The following is a 25,769-nucleotide window of genomic DNA, read 5'->3' on the forward strand; positions in this document are numbered from 1 at the left end:
CTTCGCAGGGGGAGGAGCTAAAAACTACACCCGCTCCGGCATAACCCGATGACACCTCGCCACCACGCCGCCCACCCCATGCACAAGATCCTGCGGCATCTGACAACCATCCCCGGCCAGCGGACAACGTTCGCGGAAGTAACATCCCATCGGCAGGTTACGGTTGCTGGGTAATTCACCTTTCTTATCGACTATCCCTTCATCAAGCTGACGACCGGCGCGGGGAACCGAATCCAGCAGCAGACGGGTGTAAGGATGTTGCGGTTCGGACAATACTTTTTCCGCAGTGCCCAGCTCGACAATTTGCCCGAGATACATCACCGCCACGCGGTCACTCATGTGGCGAACAACCGACACATTGTGAGAAATCAGCACATAAGTCAGGTTACGCTGGCGTTGCAGTTCCACCAGCAAATTGAGGATTTGCGCCTGCACTGAAATATCCAGCGCCGAGGTCGGCTCATCCAGCACGATGATGTCTGGCTCTGAAGACAGCGCACGGGCGATAGAAATACGCTGACGCTGACCGCCGGAAAACTCATGCGGCAGACGGTCGAGGTATTCCCTGCGGATCCCCACCTGCTCTGCCAGCGTCGCAGCCAGTTCACGACGCTCGCGGCTGCTGTTGTGTTTTTGCACGAACACCGGTTCGGTGATGATCCGCCAGACCGGCAGACGCGGATCCAGCGACGACTGCGGATCCTGAAACACCATTTGCATGCCTGAACCGAACCAGGAATTGTCATGGCGTGCGCGGTGCACTTCTCCGCTGCTCGGCTTCTGTAAGCCCATCAGCAACTGCGCCAGCGTGCTTTTCCCGCAACCGGATTCGCCGACAATGCCTAACGTTTCGCCGCGGATAATATTGAGATCCAGCCCGTTCAGCGCGTGCACATAACTGGTGGGTTTACCGCGCCAGTTATAACTGGCCGCGAACCGCACGCGCACATCCTGCAACTCTACCAGTGCCTCAGCCATCATCAGGAATGCTCCTCAATGCGTTGAATGTGGATTTCGCCGGCATGACGCTGCGGATGCCAGCAGGCAACAGATTGCTGCGGAAAATGCGGCAGCGGGGCCAGCGCCGGTGTCTGTATGCACTGGTCATCGGCATGATGGCAACGCCCGCGAAACGCACAACCTTGCGGCAGTTTTGCCAGATTCGGCACCGTGCCCGGAATGGCTTTCAGCAGGCTGCGCGGCTCGCCGTTCTCCGGCGCGGCCTGTAATAATCCGATGGAATACGGATGCGACGGCGTGTCGATCACATCCGTCGTATTGCTGCTTTCAATCACATGTCCGGCGTACATCACATAAACCCGATCGCAAAGCTGTGACACCACGGCCATATCGTGAGTGATAAATAACACGGCGGTTCCGCTGGCACGGGCTTTACGCTGGAGCAAACGCAAAACCTGACGCTGCACCGTGACATCCAGTGCGGTCGTCGGTTCATCGGCGATAATCAGCTCCGGCTCGCAGGAAAATGCCATGGCGATCAGCACACGCTGACGCATACCACCGGAGAGTTCGAACGGATAACGTGACATCACCTGCTCCGCATCGGCAATCTGCATGTCCTGCAGCAGGCCGATGGCTTTTTGCCACGCCTGTGCCTTGCTGAGTTTTTGGTGCAGACAAATGACTTCGCACATCTGACGGCCAATTTTACGCGTCGGATTCAGGGCGTTCATCGGCTCCTGGAAAATCATCGCCACGCGCGCGCCGCGCAATGTGCGCATCTGCTCCTCACTGGCGTGAATCACGTCGGTGCCGAGCATGCGTAACGCACCGCCGGTCACGGTAAAACCGTCAGGTGGCAGCAGGCGCATCGCCATCATCGCCGTGACCGATTTGCCTGAGCCGGATTCACCGACCACGCCGACGATTTCGCCAGCGTTCACTGAAAGCGACACCTGATTCAGCGCTTTCACTTCTCCGCCGTAAACCGGAAAGACCAGTTGCAGATTGTCGATTTCCAGTACCGGCGCCTGGGATTGTTCAGTCATCTCAGCGCCCTCTGCTTTTCGGATCCAGCAGGTCGCGCAGACCGTCGCCGAACAGGTTAAAACCGGTGGCGGTAATCAGAATTGCCACACCTGGAAAGGCTGAATACCACCATTGATCGAGAATATAATTGCGGCCGTTGGAGACCATCGCGCCCCACTCTGCGGTCGGTTGTTGCGCGCCCAGGCCGATGAACCCTAACGTTGCCGCCATCAGAATCGAGGTACCGATATCCAGAGAAGCCTGGACCACCAGCGGCGGCATCACATTGCGCAGCACGTGCCAGGTAATGAGATGCCAGCGTGACGCGCCGAACGTCCGCGTAGCCTGCATATAAGCCTGATGACGCAGCATCAGCGTCTGACCGCGCGCCAGCCGCACATAAAACGGAATGCGCACCACCGCAATCGCCAGCATGGCGTTAAACAAACTCGGCCCGAGCGCGGCGGCCAGCGCCATGGTTAATACCAGCGACGGCACCGACAGCATGATGTCCATACAGCGCATAATCAGCGCATCCACCACACCGCCGACCACGCCGGAAAAACAGCCAAGCAACGAGCCTGTCGTGCCCGCGATGATCACCACCGCCAGCCCGGCGGCTACGGATTGCTGGCAACCTATCAGCACACGACTGAACAGATCCCGCCCGACTTCATCAGTCCCAAACCAGTGCAGCGCGGAAGGTGCCTGCAAGCGGTCGGTCAGGCTGATGGCGTTAGGATCGTGCGGCACCAGCCACGGCGAAAAGATCATGATGAAAAGCACAATCAGCATGATCGCCAGCCCTAACATCGTCAGCGGACTGCGGCTCAGCAAATAGAATGTGCGCCGCCAGTTGGCAAAGCGCGGTTTGACATCTGGCGCCACGATGTCGGCCCGATGATTATTGACGCCCGGTTCAATCACAGACATTGGCTCACCCCTCACGGCCGATGCGCGGATCGATCCACACATACAGTAAATCGACGAATAAATTGACGATGACGTAGGCAAACGACACCACCACCGCAAAACCCATCACCGCCGGGAAATCCAGCGCCTGAATCGAATTCACCACGTACGCGCCCATACCCGGCCAGGCAAACACCGTTTCGGTCAGCACCGCGCCATACAACAAGTCGCCCATCGCCAGCCCGAGCACGGTGACCGACGGGATCAGCGCGTTCGGCAAGGCGTGGCTCAGGATCACCCGCCAGCGTGACAACCCGTTAGCCCGCGCCGTCCGAATGTAGTCTTCACTCAGTTGCTCAAGCATCGCCGAGCGAATTTGCCGCGCCACGATCCCCATGTGTACAAACGCCAGCGTCAGCGCAGGCATCGCCAGATGTTGCAGGCTGTTCCAGAAGGCGTCCCGGTTACCGGTCAGCAGGGAATCGAGCACATAAAAGCCGGTGATATTGGCGGGCGGATCCATCCAGTCATCCAGCCTTCCGCCGCCCGGCAGCAGGTTCAGATGCCCGTAGAACAGGATGATGACGCCCAGTCCCAGCCAGAACGCAGGCGTGGAAATGCCGAGCACGGAAAGCAGACGCACCAGATGATCCGGAAATTTATTGCGGTACACCGCCGACAACACGCCCAGCGGAATGCCGAGCACAATCGCCAGAAACAGTGCGCTGACCGCCAGTTCCAGGGTCGCCGGGAAGAACGCTTTCAGGTCTTCGAGTACCGGACGACCGGTACGGATCGACGTGCCCAAATCGCCGTGCAACAAATCGCTGACGTAACGGAAAAACTGCACGTAAAGCGGCTGATTCAGCCCCAGTTGCTCACGGATATGTTCGACCATTTCATTGCTTGCACGATCGCCCGCCAGCAGCCGCGCCGGATCACCCGGGATCATATGCGAGATGATAAAAGTAATGACGCAAACGCCCGCCATCACCAAAATCAAACCCCAGCAGCGTTGTCGAATCAGAGTCCAAAAAGTCATAGTTTTTCCCCGTAAAACCCCTTTCAGGTCGTGAAAGGGGTTTTCGTGAATGATATTGCGGTTATTGCTTATGCATCTGACCAACATTGAAGACTTGCTCAAGCATCGGGTTGAAAACAAAGCCTTTAACGTCTTTGTTCATCGCCACCTGATAGTTTTTCTGGAACAAATACACGTATGCCGCTTCGTCGATAACGATTTTCTGCGCCTGCTGGTAATAGTCGGTGCGCTGTTTCTGATCGGTCACTGACACGGCTTTTTTCAGCAACGCATCCACGTCAGGATTTGAGTAGAAGGAACGGTTACCGGGCAGGCCTTTTTTGTCGGACTCAAACCAGTAGTTCATAAACATGTACGGGTCGGCGAAGTCCGGGCTCCAGTTACCAATTGAGATGTCGTAATCACCCTGCCCGATGCGGTCACGCATGGTGGCGTTAGCCAGTTTTTCCAGCTTCACGTTAATCCCGGCCTGGCCGAGGCTGGCCTGCACGGAAAGCGCGATGGATTCCCAGTTCGGATCGTTATCGGAATACAGGAAGTCCAGCGTCTGCGGCTTGTCTTTGACTTTCTCCAGGTCAGCTTTGGCCTGCGTCAGATCTAAGGTGTATTGCTTCGCCGTCGGGTCGAAACCCCACATGCCATCAGGAATTGGCCCGCGCATTTGTTTGGCGTTACCGCCGAGAATGCCTTTCACCATGCCCTGATAATCCACGGCAGAAGAAATTGCGCGGCGTAAATCCACCTGATTCAGCGGCGTTTTGCCGTTATTGAGATACAGATAGGTCACGCGCAACGACGGGAATTCTTCCACGGCGACTTTATTTTCTTTTTTCAGGGCAGCCAGCTGGTCCATCGGCAGGGAATCGGCAATGTCCAGATCCCCGCGCGACAGTTGCAGGCGGCGGGTGGCGCTTTCACCGATAATTTTCACGGTCACACGTTTAAAGGCTGGTTTTGCGCCGCTGTAATGCGGATTGGGCACCAGCACCAGTTGCTGACCTTTTTGCCAGCGATCGAGTTTATACGGGCCGGAACCGGCAGTATGTCCCGCCAGCCACGCCTTACCTTCATCGGCCGGATTGGCTTTGGCAATCGCCGGATTGACGATACCCGCGCCGTCATTCGCCAGTGTATAGAGGAATGGCGCGAACGGCGTTTTGAGCGTAAAGGTCACCGTCATCGGATCGACAACGGTCACCGTCATGTCTTTCGGGAAGGCTTCCGACGGCCCCTGACCGATTTTCATCAGTCGTTCGAACGACCATTTCACCGCATCGGCATTGACGTCGGAACCGTCATCAAATTTAGCGCCCGGCTTGAGTTTGAAGGTCCAGATCAGTTGATCCGGTGATGCCGTCCAGCTTGCCGCCAGATCCCCTTCAACCTGCGTCGAGCCTTTGCCGTCTTCGGTTTTATACTGCACCAGACGCTGATACGCCGGATACGTGACCGTCCAGTCGTTGTTGTCGATAGTCACCGCAGGATCCAACGTTTGCGGATCGGCTGCTTTACCAATCACCAGCATGTCTTTCGGCACGGCGGCCTGCGTGGCAAAACTTAAGCCTGACAAGGCGAGAAAAATGGCACCGGCGACCTGTGTTTTCGTATTTTTGCGGAACGTGTTGATTGCTGTGTTGCTCATCTGAGAACTCCTGGCTCTGTCAAAAAGTGATAAGAGACGTGCAATAATTACGCGGCATTAACCGGCGGATAGCAGCCGAACCGCTCTTCCAACAACGGATACGTTTTGGCATCCGGTAATTCAAAGTGCCACCACTCGCTGGTGATACCCTTAAAGCCACCCGCCGCCATCACGGCGTTAAGCAGCAAGCGGTTACGCTGAATATGTGGCGGTAAATCGGGGTAAAACGGATGCGATACTTCGGTCATTTCATCGAAGCCCGCGCCCATATCCACCGCCTCACCCTGCTCATCCAGCAAGGTCAGATCCACCGCCACACCGCGGCTGTGGTGCGAACCGAGTCTGATATCCACCACATAATCCGGATTCGGAAATGCCGCCCACAAACAGGCCTGCGCCGCCTGCGGCCGGTAAGCGTCATAGATTTTCAACGTGAATCCGGCCAGTTTCGCGACTTCGTTACAACGAACCAACGCCGACGCGGCATCGGGATGCAGCAGGCAGAGGGATTCGCGATAAATCGGCTGACCGGTCAGGTTATCGGCGGTGGCATATTTCAGGTCGATCACCGCATCGGGCAGAATTTCAGCCAGATCGATCAGGGCAACATCAGGTGTTTTCGTATTCATCAATAAATCTGTCCGCTGGTTTAGAAATTCAGGATTCAAATTGTCCGAGCTGTTTTTGCAGGATGCGGTTATTCGCCAGGCGCTGTTCTACATCGTGACCGCGCAGTTCGAGCACCGCCGAGCACAACAGATTGAACAGGCAGCTTAGCGGCGCCATCGAGTCCCAGAACTGGCCGGTGTCGGTTTTCACCTGCAATAAATCCACCGGATAATCGCGCGCCCACGGACAGTAAATGTCGGTGATCAGTGCCACGTTCAGGCCGCGTTCACAGGCAGCTTCGCAATAAGTTTGCGCCATCTTCGAATAGGCACGGGTGTCGGTCACCACCAGATAAGGCTGCGCGAATTCCGAATTCAGGGATTCGACATAGGTGCCGGAAAGCCCGTCGGCGAAATAGACTTTTGGCCGTAAGTACTCGAGATAACTGGAGAAGTTGTTGGCAATGCCGCGTACCGACTGGATACCGAGAATAAACACCGCCTCCGCATCGGCCAGACGGCGGCTGACCTGTGCAAAACTGTCAGTTTGCGCCAGCTGATACACGTGATTAATGGCTTCGAGTTCGAGCGTCAGCGACTGTTGCAACTTTTCCTGCTGCGGCTGTTTGCTGCGTTCGCGATAAGCGCCCAGACGGTCGGTAACCACCCACGGCTGATATGATGTGCCGCTTTGCAGGCGCAGCGTTTGCTTGAAGTGATCGAGATTGCGATAGCCGAGACTGCGCAGATATCGCCCGACAGAAATGCCACTGGTCGCCGCGCTGCGCGCAATGCTGTCCGCCGTTTCAAACGGGATCTGTGCAAGATTTGCCAGCAGATAGCTGGCAATGCGTTTGCCCGTGGGTGTCTGCCCGGCAAACGAGGCTTCGATTTGTTCAATCACATCCTGCGCTGGCTGCATCAGTTAATCCCCTGTTGCTTCATTGTCAAAAAGCTAGTCGTTGTTAGTGAAATAACAATGCACGGGGTGTGCCAGTTTCGAAATATGAGTGAAATTTGTGCAGCAGATCTGAATTTATGACGATTTTATGGCCGGTGGCTGGCAAAAAACTTGCAGAATAACGGCCAGAATAAAACTTACCGATAACCCCTGCACAACAATCAGGCAACTTGTGAATACTTTTAGTGCAATACAGACGTGAAAAGGCGTGACGTACAGAAAAATGGCAGAGGTTTTAATCACTTTGCCTTAATAGTCAACAAGTTGAATATTAAGAAAGCAGTCAGACAACTTTTTTCGTTAACCCTTTGACATGCCCACAGGCAGTCGCTATTATTCGCCCCGTTCCAACGATTCCTCTGTAGTTCAGTCGGTAGAACGGCGGACTGTTAATCCGTATGTCACTGGTTCGAGTCCAGTCAGAGGAGCCAAATTAGAAAATCCCGCTTAAGGAAACTTAAGCGGGATTTTTGGTTTTTATACGCCGGAGCCCCTGCCTGTATGGCGTTGAGGCAATCAGTGAGCATGAAAACCTTCCCGCTGCATTTTCAGTTTCCCCTCCGCACCGGGAGAATTTGGTGGTCAGATTTGGGGTCAGGTGAGTTCGATTCGGGTTGATACGGAACCACGGCTTACCGGAGGTAAACCCTGCATTCTGGCTGTTTGTGCGCAGAATATTCCCGCAGACAGAGCTTAACGTTGATAAATCCGTGTTTCATAGGGCCGTAAAATGTGCAGCGCTCCCTCCTCCTGATAGTTACCCAGTAGCAATTGCGCACCTTCCAGCGCCAACTGTTGTGAATCAACCTCTTGTGGACAGGCGCTGAAATTACCGATCACCAGGATCTGCTGATTTTCCAGCGTACGCAGATAGGCGTAAATATGGGGATGGGAAGGCAACAGGAGTTGATAGTTTCCCTCAATCAGCGCTGGCATCTGCCGCCGCAGGCGGATCAGCGCACGATAAAAATTCAGAACGGAATGGTTATCTTCGCGCTGCTGCGCGACGTTGATTTCGCGGTAATTGCTGTTTGCAGGAAACCAGGGCGTCACGGAGCTGAAACCGCCATGAATGCTGTGATCCCACTGCATCGGTGTACGTGAGTTATCGCGCCCGGTACGGCTAAGAATTGCCAGAATGTCTGACTCCTCCATGCCCTGTCTGCGCATTTCACTCGCACGTTTTCTTGCGGCAACATCGTCAAAATCATCCAGGCTGGCGAAATGCGTATTGGTCATGCCGAGCTCTTGTCCCTGATAGATAAACGGCGTTCCTTTCATCAGGAAGTACATAGCTGCAATGGCAGTCGCACTCTCACGATGATAGTTTTCGGCGTCGCCCCATCCTGACACCACGCGGGGAAGATCATGGTTCTCGACGTATAACGCATTCCAGCCTTTATTTTCCAGCAGCGTCTGCCAGCGCGTGAAAATATCTTTTAAGCCCATCAGATCGAGGCCAGACTGCGGTTTAGTGTGTTGACCGTCCTGCCACAGCTTTACGTGCTCAAACTGAAAGATCATATTCAGTCTGCCGCGCTGCTCACCAACCCACTCCTCGCCCTGTTCAGCGGTGACGCCGTTCATCTCACCGACGGTAACAATGTCGTAGCGGCTGAGTACCTGTTCACACATGTCATCGACGTAATCGAGCAATCCGTCATAATTCAGATGGCGTTCGAACGACGGCACATAAGGGAGTCCCTGCGGATTAGGCATGTCACTGAATGCTGGCTCTTTTTTCATATGGCAGATAGCATCAATTCGGAAGCCGTCCACGCCTTTATCAAGCCACCAGCGCATCATGGTGTAAATGGCCGAGCGCACGCCGGGGTTCTCCCAGTTGAGATCCGGCTGCCTTTCAGAAAACAAATGTAAAAAGTACTGCCCGGTGGCCGCGCTATATTTCCAGGCGGATCCGTTAAAAATGCTCTCCCAGTTATTCGGCTCGCCCCCCTGTTTACCGTCGCGCCAGATGTACCAGTCGCGTTTCGGATTATCGAGGGAGGAACCCGACTCCACAAACCAGGGATGTTCATCAGAAGTATGATTAACGACCAAATCAATAATCAACCGCATCCCGCGCAGATGAACCTGCTTCAGCAGGTGGTCAAAATCGGCCATCGTGCCAAATTCTGCCATGATTTGCTGGTAATCGCTGATGTCGTAGCCGTTGTCGTCGTTGGGTGACTGATATATCGGACAGATCCAGATCAGATCGATCCCCAGATCCTTAAGATAATCGAGTTTTTCAGTTATGCCGTTAATATCGCCAATACCGTCGCGGTTGCTGTCTTTGAAGCTGCGTGGATAGATCTGATACGCCACGGCCTCTTTCCACCAGTTTGCCATCAGAGACTCCCGATTAATAAAGCAAAAGATTCATAGGGTTGCAGTTGTAAACGCGCATCCAGTTGCTCACGTGGCGCATAGTTACTGATCAGGCACTGGCCCTGCAACGACTGCAGGTTGTCCGGCACGTCAAGCGTCAGAGGTTCACGGGTGAAATTATTGATCACCACCAGCGTCTGGTCGCCCGACGTGCGTAACCAGGCAAAAACCTGCGGATGGCTGTTGAAAATCTGCCTGAAGTCGCCGTGAACCAGCAGCGGTTGTTGCTTACGCAGCGCCACCAGTTTCTGGTAGTGGTAAAAAACAGAGTTGGGATCGTCAAGCGCCGCCGCCACGTTTATCTGTTTATAATTGGGATTCACGTCAATCCAGGGCTGTGATGTTGTAAAACCAGCATGCTGACTGCTGTCCCACTGCATCGGCGTTCGGGCGTTATCGCGACCGTTGGCGTGGATACCTCTCATCATCTCTTCGTGACTGACGCCTTCGGCCACCCGTTCCTGATACAAATTCAGACTTTCAATATCCCGATAGTCGTCAATACGCGGAAAACGCACGTTGGTCATGCCAATCTCTTCGCCCTGATAAATGTAAGGCGTGCCTTTCAGGCAATGGAGCGCTGTGGCCAGCATTTTTGCCGACTCGACGCGATACTGACCGTCATCGCCAAATTTGGAAACGGCGCGTGGCAAATCGTGATTACTCCAAAACAGCGAGTTCCAGCCGCGGTGTGCTAATGCGGTCTGCCATTTGTCGATAACAGCCTTGAAACGCAGCAGATCAAAGGGCTTGTTGCGCCACTTTCCATGATGTTCATCCCAGAAAAGCCTGATGTGCTCAAACTGAAAGACCATCGTCAGTTCCTGCCGCGCTTCGGCGCTGTAAAGCAGTGCATCTTCCGGCGTTGCACTCCACGTCTCACCAACGGTTATGCTGCCGTACGGGCCAAAGGTGGCGCGGTTCATCTGATGAAGATAAAGATGCAGATTTTTACCGTTCGCCATGATCTGTTGATCGACGTCTTTGCCGATCAGGTCAATAACGTCCATTCTGAACCCGCCGATACCACGCGCCAGCCAGCGGTTCATCATCGCGTGGATGGCGGCACGTACGTCGGGATTTTCCCAGTTGAGATCCGGCTGGCGCGTTGAAAACTGGTGCAGATAATATTCCCCACTGGCCTTATCCAGTGTCCAGGCGCTGCCGCCAAAATGGGAACGTTGATCATTGGGCGGTCCGCCGTCAGCCGCCGGTTTGCGCCAGATGTAGAAATCACGGTAAGCACTGTTTTTTGATGTCAGCGCATCAATAAACCACGGATGCTCATCGGAGGTGTGATTGACAACCAGATCCATCAGAATGCCGATATCCCGTGCTTTTGCTTCCGCGATCAGATGCTCCATTTCAGCCATCGAGCCAAAAATATCGGCAATATTCTCGTAATCGGAGATGTCATAGCCGTTATCGTCCATCGGCGAACGATAAACCGGCGACAGCCACAGCATGTTGATGCCGAGCTGCTGCAAATAGTCGAGTTTACTGATGATGCCGTTGAGATCACCGATACCGTCACCGTTACTGTCCATAAAGCTGCGCGGATAGACCTGATAAACCACGGCATCCTTCCACTGCTGTGCGCTGTGCATATCACTCATGACTTTCTCTTCCCTAAACGGATTAATGATTCATGGTCAGATGGCGATGGAACGCCCGACCGTGACTGTCGAACAGGTAACAGCGCTCCACCGGCAGCCGCACGCCAACGATCTCGCCAACCTGAATGGCTGAACGTTCTGCGTGACGGACCACCCAGGGTTCACTGGCATTGCCGTTATCCAGATACAACAGGGTTTCGTTGCCCATCTGCTCAACAAACATCACCTCTCCCTGATATTCACACTCTTCCCGATTGCCGCTGCGAATATGTTCCGGGCGAATACCCAAGTTCACGCTGCGGCCCTGTGCCGCTGCCGGCGTGGCAACAGGCAGAACCAGCGCCTTGCCGTTATCCAGCTCGACCACGCTGTGTTGTTCACCCGCCTGGCGCAGCGTGGCGGGAAGCAGATTCATCTTCGGCGAACCGATAAACTGCGCCACAAACTCATTGGCAGGTTGGTCGTACAGCTCCAGCGGCGTGCCCACTTGCTCGATGTTGCCCTGATTGAGTACCACAATACGGTCGGCAAGCGTCATCGCCTCGACCTGATCGTGGGTGACATAAATAATGGTGACGCCCAGACGTTTGTGCAGGGCCGACACCTCCATGCGCATCTGCACGCGCAGGGAAGCGTCGAGGTTTGAAAGCGGTTCGTCGAACAGGAACAGGCGGGGTTCACGCACGATGGCACGGCCAATCGCTACACGCTGGCGCTGGCCGCCGGACAAGTCTTTTGGCCGTCGCGCCAGCAGGGGTTCGAGCTGTAAAATACGTGCGCACGCACGCACGCGCTGGTCGATTTCGGATGCCGGATGGCGCGCAAGCTCCAGCCCAAACGCCATATTCTGATAGACGCTCATGTGCGGATAGAGGGCATAGGACTGAAATACCATGCCAATGCCGCGTTCTGCTGGCGTGTCATCGTTCACATAGTTCCCGTCGATATACATGCCCCCGCCACTTATCTCCTCAAGCCCGGCAATCATCCGCAGTAGTGTTGACTTGCCGCAGCCGGAAGGCCCGACGATCACCACAAACTCTCCGCTTTTAATGTGCAGATCCAGCGATTTGATGACCTCTGTCTTTGCACCATAGCGTTTTTGAATCTTGTCCAAGGTCAGTTGCGCCATATTCCCCTCCGAATCCATGATGTTGTTATGCCGGAAGCTCCCGGCATCAATAGAGTCTGTTTTTATTTCAGATAATTAAGCCATGGGCTCTGACGAGAAATCATCACATCCACCAGTTCTGGAATAGCACGGCATTTGTTGTTCACCGGGTCAACCAGCAGTGCCTGAATCACCAGATCGCGGGACCCTTCAAGGATGGCCTCCGCCGTCAGGTCGTGGATGGCAACCTGATTACTGAGTAACCCGCCGATACCGGCCGGGACATCGATCTTGATCCCATGTACACCTTTCCGGTCAATAATCGCAGGCACTTCCACGGCGATAAACGCTGGCAGTTGTTTGATAAATCCGCGGTTCGGAATGTTGACGGCGGCCTCCTCATAGCCTGAGTCGGTCAGAATTCCCTCGATGACGGGCACCACGCGCTCCTTCAACTTAAGCTCAATCTTCGGCTGCACCTCACCGAGGTAGTTACGATAGAAAGTATAAAAGTCGAGAATGCCGCGATGATCGCTGACCTCGCCCGCCCAGCTGATGTATTCGCCAAAATGGCTGTCGCCGGTGATCGGCAGGTGGTGGAACTTCTCAAGGATTTCTTTGAATAACGTACGGTCTGCCCAGGGATACGAACTGTCTTTGCCGCCGAGCGCATGACGCTCGGTGCTGCCTTCGGTTTCCACCCACTTACCGTGGGAGCGGGTATACGCCAGGATGTCGCTGTAACCCGGCAAAGTCGCGAAATAGTCCGGGGCTTTGGCCCTGACGTCGGCATACGCGTCTTTACCACTGTCTTTATACCGGGCTTCTAACAGCACGCTGAAGTGGTTGAGGCCACCCGAACGCAGATTCAGATTATCGAAGGAGGTTCCCAGCATTTCAGGCAGATAGCGCTCAAGTGACGCTATTTCGTGACACATGCCGACAAAATTCAGCTCAGGGAAGGCACGATGCACGGTGGTACAAATGCGGCTCATCGGATTGGAATAATTAAATATCCAGGCGTCAGGGCAAATGTTGGCCACGTCGGCGCAGATGTCCAAAATAGGCGGAATAATACGCAGCGCATGGAACAATCCCCCCGGGCCGCCGTTCTCGCCATAGACCTGCTGAATGCCATACTGCTGCGGGATCTGCCAGTCAAGATCCCACAGGGCAAAACGATCGCCCACCTCAATCGAGATAATCACAAACCCGGCACCGCGCAACGCCGTGGCACGGTCAGTGGTCGCACTGACGATAAAGGGGAGATCTTCTTTTGCCAGGAAATCACGGGCCGTCTTTTCCGTTACCGCCAGCGAGGCCGGATTGATGTCATGGAGTACGATTTCACTGCCGTACAGCGCGGTGCTCTGGAAAATGTCACCCAGCGTACCGTAACCAAACTGCGCACTGCCTGCGCCCACTAAAACAATTTTTGTAGCCATATTATTCGGGTCTCCTGACGATACTGATTGAGGCATCAGCCTTTGACTGCGCCGTTGGTTAATCCACTGACAATGCGTCGCTGGAAAATAAGCACCAGCACCACAATGGGAAGCGTGACGATGACTGAGGAAGCCATGATGGCGCCCCATGGAAGTTCGAATTGGGAAGATCCTTGCAACATACTGATCGCCACGGGAACGGTTCGCTTGTCGCCGGAAATCACAAACGTCAGGGCAAACATAAATTCATTCCAGGCGCCGATGAACGCCAGCAGTCCGGTCGTCACCAGCGACGGCCCCATGATGGGCACAAAGATACGGCTGATAATGGTCCAGGTGCTGGCACCATCGACGATTGCCGCTTCTTCCAGCTCGACGGGAATCGCCTTCATAAAGGTGGTCAGCACCCAGATTGTGAAGGGTAATGAAAAGGTGGTGTAGGACAGGACCAGCGCGCCAAGCGAGTCATACAACCCCATAAACCGCACCAGCTCAAACATACCTGACAGCACAGCCACCTGCGGGAACATGGACACACAGAGAATGGTGAACAGCAGATACTTTCGCCCTTTAAAACGAATGCGCGACAGCGCAAAAGCAGCCGTGATTGACACCAGCAGACACAGACCAACAGTGAGCGTTGCCACCACCGCCGAGTTAAAGAGACTGCGGGCAATGCCGTTATCCATCAGCGCGGTCACGTAATTCCCCCAGTTCATTTCATCGGGCAACCAGATCACGGTGAACAGATTTGCCCCCGAACGTAGCGAGGTGATAATCGCGTAGTAGAACGGGAACAGGCAGATCAAACAGGCAAATGCAGATCCTGCAAAAATCAGTGAACGCTGTGCGAGTTTTTGCTGCTGACGTTTCATTTTCATGATTATTCCTCTCCATTGCGGCGGCGACCCAGCATCAGGAAGCAGGCTGCAATCCCTGCCACCATCATGAATACCAGTACCGACGCGGCGGAACCGGATCCCATCTCCTGATAACTCACCAGCAAATCTCGTGCATAACCCGACACCGACACGGTGGCTTCACTGTTGGAGGTCAGGATATAAATCAGATCAAACACCCGTAGCGCATCCATGACGCGGAAAATCAGCGCGACGATCATTGCCGGCATAATCAACGGCAGTGTGATTCGACGAAAACGCTGCCAGGTATTGGCCCCGTCAATCCGCGCCGCTTCATACAGATCGCGCGGAATCAGCTGCAACGCGGCCAGCAGCATCAGCGCCATAAACGGTGTGGTTTTCCAGACATCGACGATGACCACCGCCCACATGGATAACCCCGGGTCTGCTACCCACGCCAGCGGGGAGTGAATAACCCCAAGCCTGAGCAACAGATTGTTCACCACCCCATACTGGTCATGGAACATCCAGCTCCACATTCTGGCGGACACAATCGTCGGGATCGCCCACGGCACCAGAATGGCGGTTCGCACCAGCCCCTGACCGCGAAACTTCTGGTTCATCAGCAAGGCAAGCAGCATGCCGAACACCAGTTCAAGCGACACCGACATCACACTGAAACGCAGCGTGTTACCAACGGCCTTCCACCACAGCGGATCGGCCAGGACGCCGTAATAATGGGCACCGTCGGCCAGGTCAATGTAGTTGGTGAGGCCGACAAAACGGTAATCATCGGGCGAATCCAGCATGGCATCGGTGAAGCTGTAAAACAGTGTGCGGAACAGCGGCCAGCCTGCAACGGCGGCCAGTAACAGAAGAGATGGCGCCACAAGCAGCCAGGCGATACGGCTGCGGCGTAGCTGATAACCGGGCTTGCTGCGCTTCACCGCGCGGCTGCCAACGTTATCGTCAGGAAGTGATAGTGAGGGTGTTTCTGGCTTCATGCGTCAAACTCCGGACCGTTAATGGGGACGCTGAACTCAGCGCCATCCTCTGGCTTTAATTCTCTCCAGCCGCTGCTGCAACTCTGCCACTGCGGTCGCCCCGTCGCTGTCGCCACGCAGCACGTTGTAAGTTGCGTTATAAATCGCTTTGGAGACCTGCGCGTACTGGCGTTTGGTCTGCGATGCAGGGCGAGGCCTGGCCAGCAGGAAGATCTCTTTAAACTCGGCGAGATAGGGTGCCTGCGCCAGGACGTCAGGATCGTCATACAGCGCGGTGCGTGACGGCGCCCTGCCCATCAGCGTCAGCCCTTTCTTCTGTGATTCGGCACTGCTGACAATTTTTAACAGCGCCAGCGCGGCTTTCGGATTTTTGGTGTAAGCGCTGATCGCCCAGTGCCAGCCGCCCATGGTGCTAACAGAGGTGCCGTCCTCGCTCCGGGGTAACGGAATGACGCCGACTTTGCCACGGATCGGGCTGCTGCGGTCTTGCGCCAGCGTGTAGGCATAAGGCCAGTTGCGCATAAACAGGGCATCACCGTTCTGGAAGACCGGACGGGACTCCTCTTCCATGTAACCTAATGCTCCCGGTGGAACGATTTTCCCGATCCATGCCGCGGCCATATCCAGCGCCTGTGCGGCGCGTTGATTGTTGATGGTGATATTGCCGTTAGTATCAATAAAACTGCCGCCCTTCTGCGACTCCACCCACTCCAGCGCATTGCAGGTCAGCCCCTCATAGGCTTTGCCCTGAAACACCAGCCCCCAGAAGTTTTGATGTCCCGCTTCACGCTCACCTTGTTGAATCAGCGTGGCAATACGCGTCAGCTCGCTCCAGGTCACAGGCGGCTTTTGGCCGTATTTCGCCAATAAATCTTTGCGATAAAACAGCGCGCCTGCATCCATGTAAGCGGGAATGGCTTTGACACGACCGTTAACGATGTCGTTTTGGAACGCGTTCGGGAAAAAATCATTGCGGATATCACTGACGCTATCTGTTAAATCCAGCAGATGTTTATCCAGCACACCGATCCAGACGGTGTCGGCCAGGAAGAGATCGATCGCGCCCGAATCTTTGGCGGCAAATATCTGTTGAAACAACGACAATTTTTCATTCGAGGCCGGTGGAAGATCGATAAATTCCAGCGTGTGACCGGTCTGCGCTTCAAACTGCTGTTTAATGTCGTTACAGAACTGACGACTTTCCTTGCCAGGCGGACATTCCATACGCAGGGTGTCGGCATGAACCAGACTCGATGTCAGGGTCAGCGTGGCTGCAACCAGTCCCGGGATTACTCGTCTCATGGCTTACTCTCAGGTCGTGGCGGGAATACCGTCATAGGAGGAAAATAGCGAAGCGGAGACATTGGTGGAAATTGATTTTCACTGCTAAGGTATACAAATTATCTATACCACCTGGGAAATGTGTGATCTTGGATAAAATTCTGCGGCAGTTTATCGAAGTGGCGATGTTCAAAAATGTGAGTCATGCAGCAAACAAACTTTGCCTTAGTCAGCCGACACTTACGCATAATATGAAGAAGCTGGAGGAGAATCTGGGCGTGCAACTGCTTGTGCGCACCTCAACGGGCGTGAAAACGACCGAGTACGGCGATCTTTTGCTGGAGCAGGCGCAGATGATGCAGCGTATTTATGAAAATACGCTGAGTAAACTGGCGATTATCAAAGCGCGTCAGGTGCAGAGTCTGCGGATGGGCACCGGGCATGCCTGGTGGCACATGTTTGTACGCGACAGTTTCAACACTTACCGCACGCTGCATTCCATAGTAAATATCCATATTGATCAGGGAAATCACCTGCGACTGATGGACTTACTGCTTGGCGGTGATATCGATCTCTTTATCGGGCATGAGATTCAGGGGCTTAATTCCAGGGCAGGCATCACCTTTGTGCCGCTGTTCAGCGTCACCGACAGCCTGTTTGTCCGACGCGGGCATCCGTTAGGCAACAACGTCATCGACCCCTTCCAGCTGCAAGACTATCCTTGCGTTGAACTGACGCCGGATGAAGGGCGTTTTCAACACATGGTCGAGGACATGCAACCCAAAAGGCTGGCGCGCAACCAGATGCATCTTGAAGATAGGGTGATCTGGTCAACTAACTCGATGATGGCGGCGATAGACATGGTCAATGATTCCGACGCCATCATGCTGAGTTATCCGACGTGCATGGCGGACTACTTTGCGCGTTACGGCATTATACCGCTGCAAACCACGCAACAAAGCCCGCGCTATAACGTGGGCTTTTATATGATGCGGGAGAAGATGGATGCGGCGCACGTGGTGCAGATGCAGGCATTGATGCAAGAGCATCTGGCGCGGGTCAGCCACCTGCTGGTCTGACTATTTTTGAGTTAACGCCGTCAGCGCCTGATACAGCGACCGGGTATTGCCCGGTCCGACCACCAGATGATACTCCGTGTCGCATTGTGGTGTTTCTACTTCAAGTACAGCCCGAATGGCCTCCGGTGCTTCTAATGCCTGCCTGTCGAGCAGGGAGGCATCGCGTACCTGCATCCGGATCCTACTGGCACAGTAGGTCATTTTAGTGAGGTTATCCGCGCCGCCAATTGAGTGAACAACTAACGCTGCCAGTTGTTGGGTTTCCATATTCTCTCCTGATAGCCCTTAATGTTTCCGCAGCAGCATAAGTCTGACGTTCAACAAAGTGAAATCGATTTATTCGCAAGCGATATAGACGTTGTCTATATCTTTACGGCAGGGCCTCTGCCATTGCACACCTCAGGCATTTCCAGTTTTCCCTCCGCTCCGGGACAATCATCCCCTCCCGGATGGGGGTTTAACGCTGACAATCAATAAGCGCGACGTAACGCCGCGCTTTGATTTACATGCAGAATACGTTTTCACTCGCTTACTGCGGAACAGGTGTCACCAACGGCTCGCCAGCAAAATAGGCGTTGACATTTTCCAGCACCAGACGCGACATCTCTTTGCGCGTCGCCCAGGTAGCACTGGCCATATGCGGTGTGACCACCACATTTGCCCGGTGTAACAATGCGTGCGGGACGTGCGGTTCGTCGGTGAAAACATCAAGACCGGCTCCCCCGAGTGTCCCCTCTTCGATGGCTTCAGTCAGCGCCCGCTCATCGACTACCGAACCACGGGAAATATTGATCAGAATGCCTTCCGCGCCCAGAGCATTCAATACATCGCGGTTAACGAGGCCGCGGGTTTCGGCACCACCGTTGGTACAGACCACCAGAAAATCACTCGCCCCGGCCAGCGATAGCAAAGTTGCATGGAAGGTGTAATCCGTGTCGGCAAGTGCAGCGCGATCCGTATAGGCGATCGACATATTAAATGCCGCAGCGCGTTTGGCGATAGCACGCCCAATACGCCCCATGCCAATAATGCCTAACCGCGCCCCTGAGACTTTACGGGTCCAGGGATAACCGCCCTTCTGCCATGCTCCCTGTTCGATAAAGCGTTGTGCTGCGGGGATCTGGCGTGACGTTGCCAGTATCAACCCCATGGCCAGGTCGGCGACGTCATCCGTCAATACGCCGGGGGTATGGGTCACAGCGATCTTACGCTCTCTTGCTGCGGCAACATCAATACCGTCATAGCCAACACCAAAGTCGCTGATGAGTTCAAGGTTAGGTAGCCGTCCCATAAATTCGCGACTGACCACGGCTTCGCCGTTAGTGAGTACTACACGAAACTCGGCGGCTAACCGGTCAAACTCCCCGGCGGCCATGTCGTTGTATTCATACACATCGTATAGCGCGTTCAGTTGTGCATTCAACTGATCTGGCAGCGATGCCTGCTTCAATATTTTCTGTTTAACCGCGATATTCTTCATAACGAGACCTTAGTGTTGCGATAATGATGAGGCTGACGATTTTGTCGCTATTACTTTAGCCGGACGGCCGACATAGATACCGACGATGCCGCCGATAACCAGTGCCGTAGCAATGATCAATAAGCCATAATGGAAACTGCCGGTGACATCCTTTATTTTTCCCAGCAATGGCGGCAATCCCAGACCGGCAAAGTTGGCAATGGCATTAATGAAAGCAATAGAAGCCGCCGCAGCAACACCCGCTAATTTTTCGGTCGTTACCGCCCAGAATATCGGGGTCAGCGCGAAGTTAAAGCCTACAGTCAATACCAGCATAATATAGGCAATAAAGAGGTTACTGGTATATATCGAAGCAGCCAGCAGTAAGCCGGAAATAATTAACGGCACCCCCAGATGTAGCGATCGCTCTTTGGTGAGATCCGAATGACGTCCATTCACGTACATAAAGATCGCGGCAAAGGCAAAAGGAATGGCCGACAAAACGCTAATAACGAAATTACTCTGTTCTGTAGCCACACTTTTAATAATGAGCGGCAGGAAGAGTGTAATACCAATTGAGCAAAATGCTTGCAGGAACCACACCAGACTCAACATCAATACCACTTTATTCCTGAGCGCACTGGCCCATGAATGATGTTTCCCTACTTCTACGTCACCATTCTCTTGTTGTAACCGGGTGTTCAGCCATTTTTTCTCGTCCGCACTCAACCAGGTGGCATGATTTGGCGTATCCGGCAGACGTAACAGTACCAGACAGCCGAGAATGATGGCCGGGATGCCTTCCATCGCAAACAGCCAGCGCCAGCCTGCGATATCGGCAATGCCGTGCATATTGAGAATACTGCCGGAAATCGGTAATCCAATCACTGACGCCAGCACCGATCCCATATAGAAGAACGACATGGCACGTGCGCGGTTGCTCTTGGGAAACCAGCAGGAGATATAGTAGATAATCCCCGGTGTAAAACCGGCTTCTGCCATACCCAGCAAAAAGCGCATCACGTACAGTTGTGTCGGCGTATGGACCAGTGACATCCCGGCGCTGACAATCCCCCAGGTAATCATGATGCGCGCAATCCAGATGCGTGCACCAACCCGCGTCATAATGACGTTACTGGGTATTTCAAAAATAATGTAGGAGATATAGAACATACCGACACCCAGGCCATACATACTGGCAGACAGGCCTAAATCGGCATTCATTTGCAGTGCCGCAACGGATATATTGGTTTTATCCAGATTGGCAACAAAGTAGCAAATAATAATAAAAGGTATTATTTTTGCGTTTAATTTTTTTAGTGTTGTAGAGCACAGATCGATGTTCATTATTATCACCTTAATGAGTCTGTCCCTGGTGTCAGGGCATAAGATGGCCATTCCACGTAATGTGGATTAAAAAACAAATACGGATATATCGATATTATTATTAATTGCTTTATTGATATAGTTTTACCTGATAGCTCTGTGACTTAAAATATATAGAACAGGTTACCATTCGGCGACAGCGCCATCTTCATAACGCCAAATTGGATTGCGCCAGTCAGGGGCATTCTTACTGCGCTCAATCACCAACTCCTCATTAATTTCAACGCCCAGCCCGGGTTTATTCAGCGGGTAGAAATAACCATCCGTCATGGTAAAATCTTCTTTATTAATGACATAATCCAATAATTCGGCTCCCTTATTATAATGGATACCCATACTCTGCTCCTGGAATACCGCATTACGCGCCACAAAATCCAGATGCAGGCAAGAAGCCAGTGCGATCGGCCCCAACGGACAATGCGGTGCCAGCGAAATATCGTAAGACTCTGCCATCGCAGCAATTTTGAAGCATTCCGTGATCCCACCTGCGTGCGACAAATCCGGCTGAATAATGGCTAAACCTCCGTCGGCCAATACACGTTTGAACTCAAAGCGCGAGAACATGCGTTCACCGGCTGCAATGGGAATATGTGTCTGAGCAGCCAGACGAGGATAGTATTCTGCCTGTTCGGCCAGTACAGGTTCTTCGATAAATAGCGGACGGTAAGGTTCGAGCTCTTTGATCAGAATCTTCGCCATAGGTGCATTGACGCGGCCATGGAAGTCGAGTCCGAACTCAATGCTGTTACCGAATGCTTCACGTATTTGCGCCACGACGGCGACGGCATCGTCAACTTTACGTGAATTGTCTATCATGCCCATTTCTTCGCAGCCATTGAGTTTAAAGGTATCAAAACCAATGCCTTTCAACTTTTTAATGCCTTCAATCACATCTGCCGGGCGGTCGCCGCCAACCCAACTGTAGGCTTTAATCTTATCGCGAACCAGACCACCGAGCAGTTGATAGACAGGAACGCCCAGGGCTTTGCCCTTAATGTCCCACAGTGCCTGATCGATGCCGGAAATCGCGCTCATCAGAATCGGACCACCGCGATAAAATCCACCGCGATAGAGGGTCTGCCAAATGTCATTGATGCGCGCCGGATCCTGTCCGATCACATATTCAGACAGCTCATGCACGGCAGCCTCAACACTGCGGGCACGGCCTTCAACTACCGGCTCTCCCCAACCGACAATGCCTTCATCAGTTTCTATTTTCAGGAACATCCAGCGCGGCGGCAGCCGGTAGGTGGTTAGTTTGGTCACTTTCATCGGGTTGATTCCTTATAAGCTTTAACAAAGGCGTTAGCTTGTTGTGTCGTACGTTCAACAGACTGTCCGGCACGGTAGAGATCACTTCCCAGCCCTGCACCGATACAACCGGCATTAAGATAGAGATGTAAATTTTCAGGAGTGATACCCCCCACGGCAAAGACCGGAATTTCTGGCGGTAGCACCGCTTTCAACGCTTTGATGTAATCCGGTCCAAAGGCGTTGGAAGGGAAGATTTTCAGCGCCTGAGCGCCCGCATCCAGCGCATTGAAGGCTTCCGTCGCGGTCGCGCAACCAGAGCAGACGGTCATGCTATACCCCACAGCCCGGCGAATCACTTCCGCCTGAATATTAGGGGTGACCACCAGACGGCTGCCCATCGCATTCAGTTCATCAACTTGTGCAGGTTGTAAAACCGTCCCGGCACCAATCAGCGCCCGATGCCCGAACTCTTTCACCGTTTCACTGATGCTGCGCTGCCAGTCAGGCGAGTTGAGTGGGATCTCCACGGCATCAAAACCTGCCTCCAGCAATGCTGTCACATGCGCCTGAACGTCTTGTGGCGTGATACCGCGCAGAATGGCGATTAACGGAAGTTCAGTATTCCAACTCATTGATAATACTCCTTATACCTGCCTGGAAAGCGCGATCGCCTTCCAGCGTTTGCCAGGTCAGTCCGGCAAACTTCAATGCCTGCTGGTAACGTGCGGTCAGTTTGGGACTCCCAATTAAGGTAATGGGCTGATCGCCAGTGATGCCGTATTGCCGCTGCATTTGCGACACTTCATTGCCGATCAACAACCCCGACAGCCATTCACTGACGGCGCTTTTATCTAATTGCCCTAACACATGCGCCGCGCGGGTCTCAAAAAGACTGCGAATAATGTTGGTTTCTTTGAAACCACTCTCCAGCCCCTGCTGGAATACCGCCGGATTTGCCTGTTGCCCGGTCAGCCCGATACCAATCAGTGAATGGTGCATCAGCAAGTGGTGGAGTTCGCCGGTCATGACAGTACGGAAATCAACAATCTCGCTACCGTCCATCTGTACCCATTTACTGTGCGTTCCCGGCATCAGATAAAGCGAAGCCGGACATTCTGTATAAGCACCGATTAACTGTGTTTCTTCACCGCGAATGACATTGCAATTACCCTCGCTGACCACACTCAGACCGGGAATAATCCACGCGTTGAACGGTGTGGCCTGCTCCACCCGCGTTAACTGTCTGGAGAAATCAGTCAGCCGCGTCGGGCAAGGCAGATAAGGTACCGTCATCCATCCTGCGTTGCTGCCAACCATTCCCGCCATCAGAACCGGTACCTGATGAGCTTGCCAGGGTAAAAGTGTGTCGCGGAAAACCTGTTCAGGAGTACGGCCATTGAGCCGGGTAACCCCCGCTTCTGACTCCAGGTGATCGGTACATTCACCGTTCAGGTAGAGCCAGGCGCGCAAGTTGGTCGAACCCCAGTCAATGGCGATATAACTTTCTCTCATGTAATATCCTTCAGCCTTTTGGTCGAGCTGGCGATCATTGTCAGTGCCGCCTGTTCTGCTGCATCTGCGTTCTGATGCCGTATCGCATCGTACAGATCCTGATGCTCCTTCAATGTGCGCGGCATGTTGGCTTCATCGGCCATATAGGTCCGTTCAAATACGGCACGCTGTAATGAACTTATCGCCACACTGAGTTGTTGCAGCACCGGGTTATGCACCGACGCCAGTACCGCTTCGTGAAAACGGATATCAGCCTCATTGAAGGCGTCACGATTTTGGTGATCGGCGATCATATCGTTAAGCGCTTTTTCAATAACCGCTAATTCGCTGGAGGTCGCCCTTTCCGCAGCCCAGCGGGCAATGACCGGTTCAACCAGATTACGCACCTCGCTCATCGCCGGGATCAGCCGCGGGTCATAATCATTCGCCAACGACCACTGCAAAACATCGGTATCCAGATAATTCCACTGGTTGCGTAAAGCCACAAAAGCACCGCGATAACGCTTTATCTCCACCAGCCGCTTCGACATCAACGAGCGAAGCACTTCACGAATGATGTTCCGTGACGTCTGGAACTCTTCGCACAACTCCGTTTCCGCTGGCAGCGCAGACCCCGGGGCATATTTGCCACTGACGATTTGCTGCCCTATCTCGAGAATAATGCGATCGGTTTTGCTCAACTCCTGGCTACTCATAGATGCTCCACAAAAGACTAAAAGGAAAAGTTGCCGGGTACTTTACCTGTATCGAGCCTATGCGTCGCAAGATCACCGCACAATTCACAATTATTGTTCTTAACCTTGATGAAAATTGTAGTACAAAGCATTAATCATGTACTGCAATGTAGATCACAAAACGGTCGATACCTTGCGATTTTGCTGAACAGCAGGGGTTAGCACGAAGATCGTTTTCGTTTGGCGAAAATCCAACAAGATGAGAATCTTTTATCGCTTTCTGGCCTGAGTTCGCTGGCCAGATGGGCTGAGAGAAATGCGTCGAATTGAATTAAACAGGCTGGATGATGCCATCAGTCTCTTTTAGGCATACAGCGAACTGGCCGGTATCACGGGCTCTCCTGTCAACCCCTCCTATTGCATCTTCCAGTGAATTGAGTTTCTCGTCCTGAAAACAAGGTGTGCGGGGTGAAGACAGGTAATCGAAAAGTGCCGATGCGTCTTTCTGTTTGAATGCGCGAATAATGAGTCGCGGTGTGGTAGTTAAAATCATTAAGACCACATATTATCTGGCAGGTGTTTATGCATTCTGAAAAGGCGGGCAACTGGTAAATCCAGGTTGTCCGCGCTAACCTCACTGGCTACTCAGGCATTGGGTCTGTCACTTTTGAAAGGGCATAGGGAATGGTCAGCTTAGCGGAAGAAATCAGTCTTGAGGTATGTGAAGATTCAGATGCAGCGCAATTGCTGCTAATTGAAGAAGGGCTCAATGAATTTAACGATCTTATGACGGGTATAAACGATCGTAAGCCACTGTCTGTATTGGTCAGATCAACCCGCACGGGTAAGGTACTTGGCGGAATGCAAGGGCGGTCATCGCTGGGACTCCTGTTTATAGATCTTTTTTATCTTCCACCCGAGTTGCGAAAAATGGGGATAGGTTCAGACATCCTTCATCGCTTTGAAGATGAAGGGCGAAAAAGAGGCTGCTCTGCTGCGTTTCTCTATACAATAAGCTTTCAGGCTCCTGATTTTTATAAAAAGTATGGCTGGGAAGAGTTCGGGCGTATTGACTGTCAACCGGAAGGAACAAGCCGTATTTTTATGAAAAAATCATTATAGGACATCTTAAATTTTGGCAAATATAACCAGGGGTAGTTAGTTCCCCAATATCATCTTGTTGATGAGTATTTACTCGCGCTCTGCCCATTTCTGTCACATAGCAGCCCCACGCAGACGGACTGTCCGCTGTGAGCGAACTATAGTCATTCGCACCCTGAGAATTACACTTTTAAGTGATTCAGGGTATGCGCTTACTGGTTACGAATATTGAGCGAGAATCACGTGATGATCGCTGCTTTTCTTTCGAGCCAGTAGGTGCTCCACGTTCGCTAACGAATACTCAGGGCATGCAGATAAACTGCTGGCTATATTTCTTTCGAAGAGCGTGGAATGCATACCAATCCCCGATAAAAAGGAGTTGGTGATGACTGTGACTGATCAGTTTGCTGCGCACGTTGGTCTGGACTGGGCAGATAAAAAA

Annotated in this window: 23 protein-coding genes, 1 tRNA gene and 1 pseudogene; 3 read left to right on the forward strand and 22 right to left on the reverse strand. The window is 53.2% G+C overall.

What is annotated here, in order from left to right; translation table 11 throughout:
* Positions 1 to 24: 24 nt before the first annotated feature.
* From UC14_RS22530 to UC14_RS22560, 7 genes are all read right to left on the reverse strand, one after another.
* A complete protein-coding gene (locus tag UC14_RS22530) occupies positions 25 to 981 on the reverse strand; it encodes an ABC transporter ATP-binding protein (RefSeq protein WP_112198466.1) in 957 nt (318 codons plus the stop codon).
* On the reverse strand, positions 981 to 2,009 hold the full coding sequence (locus UC14_RS22535) for an ABC transporter ATP-binding protein (RefSeq protein WP_112198467.1): 1,029 nt from the start codon (positions 2,007 to 2,009) through the stop codon (positions 981 to 983). Before UC14_RS22535 ends, UC14_RS22530 begins: the two co-directional genes overlap by 1 nt.
* A 1-nt stretch (position 2,010) precedes the next feature.
* On the reverse strand, positions 2,011 to 2,922 hold the full coding sequence (gene ddpC, locus UC14_RS22540) for a D,D-dipeptide ABC transporter permease (RefSeq protein WP_112198468.1): 912 nt from the start codon (positions 2,920 to 2,922) through the stop codon (positions 2,011 to 2,013).
* A 4-nt stretch (positions 2,923 to 2,926) separates the two neighbouring features.
* Positions 2,927 to 3,943 carry an ABC transporter permease gene (locus tag UC14_RS22545; protein WP_112198469.1) on the reverse strand — a complete coding sequence of 339 codons (1,017 nt, stop codon included), beginning with the start codon at positions 3,941 to 3,943 and terminating at the stop codon, positions 2,927 to 2,929.
* A gap of 61 nt (positions 3,944 to 4,004) precedes the next feature.
* On the reverse strand, positions 4,005 to 5,585 hold the full coding sequence (locus UC14_RS22550; protein ID WP_013575981.1) for an ABC transporter substrate-binding protein: 1,581 nt from the start codon (positions 5,583 to 5,585) through the stop codon (positions 4,005 to 4,007).
* A 47-nt stretch (positions 5,586 to 5,632) separates the two neighbouring features.
* Entirely contained in the window at positions 5,633 to 6,214 is a 582-nt protein-coding gene (ddpX, locus tag UC14_RS22555; RefSeq protein ID WP_013575982.1) for a D-alanyl-D-alanine dipeptidase, read from the reverse strand.
* 28 nt (positions 6,215 to 6,242) lie between these two features.
* Positions 6,243 to 7,115: a MurR/RpiR family transcriptional regulator gene (locus tag UC14_RS22560; RefSeq protein WP_013575983.1), complete on the reverse strand. Its 873-nt coding sequence runs from the start codon at positions 7,113 to 7,115 to the stop codon at positions 6,243 to 6,245.
* Between the two features lie 394 nt (positions 7,116 to 7,509).
* Between UC14_RS22560 and UC14_RS22565 the strand changes: the two genes are divergently transcribed.
* Positions 7,510 to 7,585: transfer RNA gene (locus UC14_RS22565), tRNA-Asn, on the forward strand.
* A 262-nt stretch (positions 7,586 to 7,847) separates the two neighbouring features.
* Here UC14_RS22565 and UC14_RS22570 read toward each other — a convergent pair.
* The 7 genes from UC14_RS22570 to UC14_RS22600 all read right to left on the reverse strand — a co-directional run bounded on the left by UC14_RS22570 (position 7,848) and on the right by UC14_RS22600 (position 16,883).
* Entirely contained in the window at positions 7,848 to 9,506 is a 1,659-nt protein-coding gene (locus UC14_RS22570) for an alpha-glucosidase (RefSeq protein WP_112198470.1), read from the reverse strand.
* Complete coding sequence (locus UC14_RS22575; RefSeq protein ID WP_112198471.1) at positions 9,506 to 11,161, reverse strand: alpha-glucosidase; 1,656 nt, start codon at positions 11,159 to 11,161, stop codon at positions 9,506 to 9,508. The genes UC14_RS22570 and UC14_RS22575 overlap by 1 nt, the downstream gene beginning before the upstream one ends.
* 22 nt (positions 11,162 to 11,183) lie before the next feature.
* The gene (locus UC14_RS22580; protein ID WP_112198472.1) at positions 11,184 to 12,293 is read right to left on the reverse strand and encodes an ABC transporter ATP-binding protein; all 1,110 of its coding nucleotides are present in this window, start codon (positions 12,291 to 12,293) and stop codon (positions 11,184 to 11,186) included.
* 62 nt (positions 12,294 to 12,355) lie between these two features.
* On the reverse strand, positions 12,356 to 13,717 hold the full coding sequence (locus UC14_RS22585; protein WP_112198473.1) for an alpha-glucosidase: 1,362 nt from the start codon (positions 13,715 to 13,717) through the stop codon (positions 12,356 to 12,358).
* 35 nt (positions 13,718 to 13,752) lie between these two features.
* Positions 13,753 to 14,598 (reverse strand): carbohydrate ABC transporter permease, encoded by an 846-nt coding sequence (locus UC14_RS22590; RefSeq protein WP_112198474.1) that lies wholly within the window; start codon positions 14,596 to 14,598, stop codon positions 13,753 to 13,755.
* Positions 14,599 to 14,600: 2 nt separating this feature from the next.
* The gene (locus tag UC14_RS22595) at positions 14,601 to 15,581 is read right to left on the reverse strand and encodes a carbohydrate ABC transporter permease (protein WP_013575989.1); all 981 of its coding nucleotides are present in this window, start codon (positions 15,579 to 15,581) and stop codon (positions 14,601 to 14,603) included.
* Between the two features lie 36 nt (positions 15,582 to 15,617).
* Positions 15,618 to 16,883: an ABC transporter substrate-binding protein gene (locus UC14_RS22600; protein WP_013575990.1), complete on the reverse strand. Its 1,266-nt coding sequence runs from the start codon at positions 16,881 to 16,883 to the stop codon at positions 15,618 to 15,620.
* A 122-nt stretch (positions 16,884 to 17,005) separates the two neighbouring features.
* Here UC14_RS22600 and UC14_RS22605 point away from each other — a divergent pair, with 122 nt between their 5' ends.
* Positions 17,006 to 17,941 carry a LysR family transcriptional regulator gene (locus tag UC14_RS22605; protein ID WP_112198475.1) on the forward strand — a complete coding sequence of 312 codons (936 nt, stop codon included), beginning with the start codon at positions 17,006 to 17,008 and terminating at the stop codon, positions 17,939 to 17,941.
* Here the strand turns inward: UC14_RS22605 and UC14_RS22610 are convergent, their stop codons facing one another.
* The 8 genes and pseudogenes from UC14_RS22610 to UC14_RS27185 all read right to left on the reverse strand — a co-directional run.
* Positions 17,942 to 18,208 (reverse strand): PTS transporter subunit EIIB, encoded by a 267-nt coding sequence (locus UC14_RS22610; protein ID WP_013575992.1) that lies wholly within the window; start codon positions 18,206 to 18,208, stop codon positions 17,942 to 17,944. It lies immediately after the preceding gene.
* Positions 18,209 to 18,470: 262 nt separating this feature from the next.
* Entirely contained in the window at positions 18,471 to 19,421 is a 951-nt protein-coding gene (locus tag UC14_RS22615) for a 2-hydroxyacid dehydrogenase (RefSeq protein ID WP_112198476.1), read from the reverse strand.
* 9 nt (positions 19,422 to 19,430) lie between these two features.
* The gene (locus UC14_RS22620) at positions 19,431 to 20,747 is read right to left on the reverse strand and encodes an MFS transporter (RefSeq protein WP_112198477.1); all 1,317 of its coding nucleotides are present in this window, start codon (positions 20,745 to 20,747) and stop codon (positions 19,431 to 19,433) included.
* A gap of 162 nt (positions 20,748 to 20,909) precedes the next feature.
* Positions 20,910 to 22,058: a galactonate dehydratase gene (dgoD, locus tag UC14_RS22625; protein ID WP_015690092.1), complete on the reverse strand. Its 1,149-nt coding sequence runs from the start codon at positions 22,056 to 22,058 to the stop codon at positions 20,910 to 20,912.
* A complete protein-coding gene (locus tag UC14_RS22630; protein WP_112198478.1) occupies positions 22,055 to 22,672 on the reverse strand; it encodes a 2-dehydro-3-deoxy-6-phosphogalactonate aldolase in 618 nt (205 codons plus the stop codon). The genes dgoD and UC14_RS22630 overlap by 4 nt, the downstream gene beginning before the upstream one ends.
* Positions 22,656 to 23,552, reverse strand: a complete 897-nt coding sequence (locus tag UC14_RS22635) for a 2-dehydro-3-deoxygalactonokinase (RefSeq protein WP_112198479.1) — start codon at positions 23,550 to 23,552, stop codon at positions 22,656 to 22,658. The genes UC14_RS22630 and UC14_RS22635 overlap by 17 nt, the downstream gene beginning before the upstream one ends.
* Complete coding sequence (gene dgoR / locus UC14_RS22640) at positions 23,549 to 24,247, reverse strand: D-galactonate utilization transcriptional regulator DgoR (protein ID WP_013575998.1); 699 nt, start codon at positions 24,245 to 24,247, stop codon at positions 23,549 to 23,551. Before dgoR ends, UC14_RS22635 begins: the two co-directional genes overlap by 4 nt.
* Before the next feature lie 322 nt (positions 24,248 to 24,569).
* A pseudogene (locus UC14_RS27185) lies at positions 24,570 to 24,779 on the reverse strand (GNAT family N-acetyltransferase); the annotation flags it as partial.
* Between the two features lie 131 nt (positions 24,780 to 24,910).
* Between UC14_RS27185 and UC14_RS22650 the strand changes: the two are divergent.
* Positions 24,911 to 25,348 (forward strand): N-acetyltransferase, encoded by a 438-nt coding sequence (locus UC14_RS22650; RefSeq protein WP_112198480.1) that lies wholly within the window; start codon positions 24,911 to 24,913, stop codon positions 25,346 to 25,348.
* The last annotated feature ends 421 nt before the right edge of the window (positions 25,349 to 25,769 follow it).

Source organism: Rahnella sp. NRRL B-41462, from assembly GCF_003263525.1.
GTDB lineage: Bacteria > Pseudomonadota > Gammaproteobacteria > Enterobacterales > Enterobacteriaceae > Rahnella > Rahnella aceris.

Bases quoted from the DNA above. Each gene is read 5' to 3' on its own strand.
- UC14_RS22530 (WP_112198466.1), bottom strand. From the start codon at position 981: ATGATGGCTGAGGCACTGGTAGAGTTGCAGGATGTGCGCGTGCGGTTC.
- UC14_RS22535 (WP_112198467.1), bottom strand. From the start codon at position 2,009: ATGACTGAACAATCCCAGGCGCCGGTACTGGAAATCGACAATCTGCAA.
- ddpC (WP_112198468.1), bottom strand. From the start codon at position 2,922: ATGTCTGTGATTGAACCGGGCGTCAATAATCATCGGGCCGACATCGTG.
- UC14_RS22545 (WP_112198469.1), bottom strand. From the start codon at position 3,943: ATGACTTTTTGGACTCTGATTCGACAACGCTGCTGGGGTTTGATTTTG.
- UC14_RS22550 (WP_013575981.1), bottom strand. From the start codon at position 5,585: ATGAGCAACACAGCAATCAACACGTTCCGCAAAAATACGAAAACACAG.
- ddpX (WP_013575982.1), bottom strand. From the start codon at position 6,214: ATGAATACGAAAACACCTGATGTTGCCCTGATCGATCTGGCTGAAATT.
- UC14_RS22560 (WP_013575983.1), bottom strand. From the start codon at position 7,115: ATGCAGCCAGCGCAGGATGTGATTGAACAAATCGAAGCCTCGTTTGCC.
- UC14_RS22570 (WP_112198470.1), bottom strand. From the start codon at position 9,506: ATGGCAAACTGGTGGAAAGAGGCCGTGGCGTATCAGATCTATCCACGC.
- UC14_RS22575 (WP_112198471.1), bottom strand. From the start codon at position 11,161: ATGAGTGATATGCACAGCGCACAGCAGTGGAAGGATGCCGTGGTTTAT.
- UC14_RS22580 (WP_112198472.1), bottom strand. From the start codon at position 12,293: ATGGCGCAACTGACCTTGGACAAGATTCAAAAACGCTATGGTGCAAAG.
- UC14_RS22585 (WP_112198473.1), bottom strand. From the start codon at position 13,717: ATGGCTACAAAAATTGTTTTAGTGGGCGCAGGCAGTGCGCAGTTTGGT.
- UC14_RS22590 (WP_112198474.1), bottom strand. From the start codon at position 14,598: ATGAAAATGAAACGTCAGCAGCAAAAACTCGCACAGCGTTCACTGATT.
- UC14_RS22595 (WP_013575989.1), bottom strand. From the start codon at position 15,581: ATGAAGCCAGAAACACCCTCACTATCACTTCCTGACGATAACGTTGGC.
- UC14_RS22600 (WP_013575990.1), bottom strand. From the start codon at position 16,883: ATGAGACGAGTAATCCCGGGACTGGTTGCAGCCACGCTGACCCTGACA.
- UC14_RS22610 (WP_013575992.1), bottom strand. From the start codon at position 18,208: ATGGAAACCCAACAACTGGCAGCGTTAGTTGTTCACTCAATTGGCGGC.
- UC14_RS22615 (WP_112198476.1), bottom strand. From the start codon at position 19,421: ATGAAGAATATCGCGGTTAAACAGAAAATATTGAAGCAGGCATCGCTG.
- UC14_RS22620 (WP_112198477.1), bottom strand. From the start codon at position 20,747: ATGAACATCGATCTGTGCTCTACAACACTAAAAAAATTAAACGCAAAA.
- dgoD (WP_015690092.1), bottom strand. From the start codon at position 22,058: ATGAAAGTGACCAAACTAACCACCTACCGGCTGCCGCCGCGCTGGATG.
- UC14_RS22630 (WP_112198478.1), bottom strand. From the start codon at position 22,672: ATGAGTTGGAATACTGAACTTCCGTTAATCGCCATTCTGCGCGGTATC.
- UC14_RS22635 (WP_112198479.1), bottom strand. From the start codon at position 23,552: ATGAGAGAAAGTTATATCGCCATTGACTGGGGTTCGACCAACTTGCGC.
- dgoR (WP_013575998.1), bottom strand. From the start codon at position 24,247: ATGAGTAGCCAGGAGTTGAGCAAAACCGATCGCATTATTCTCGAGATA.
- UC14_RS22650 (WP_112198480.1), top strand. From the start codon at position 24,911: ATGGTCAGCTTAGCGGAAGAAATCAGTCTTGAGGTATGTGAAGATTCA.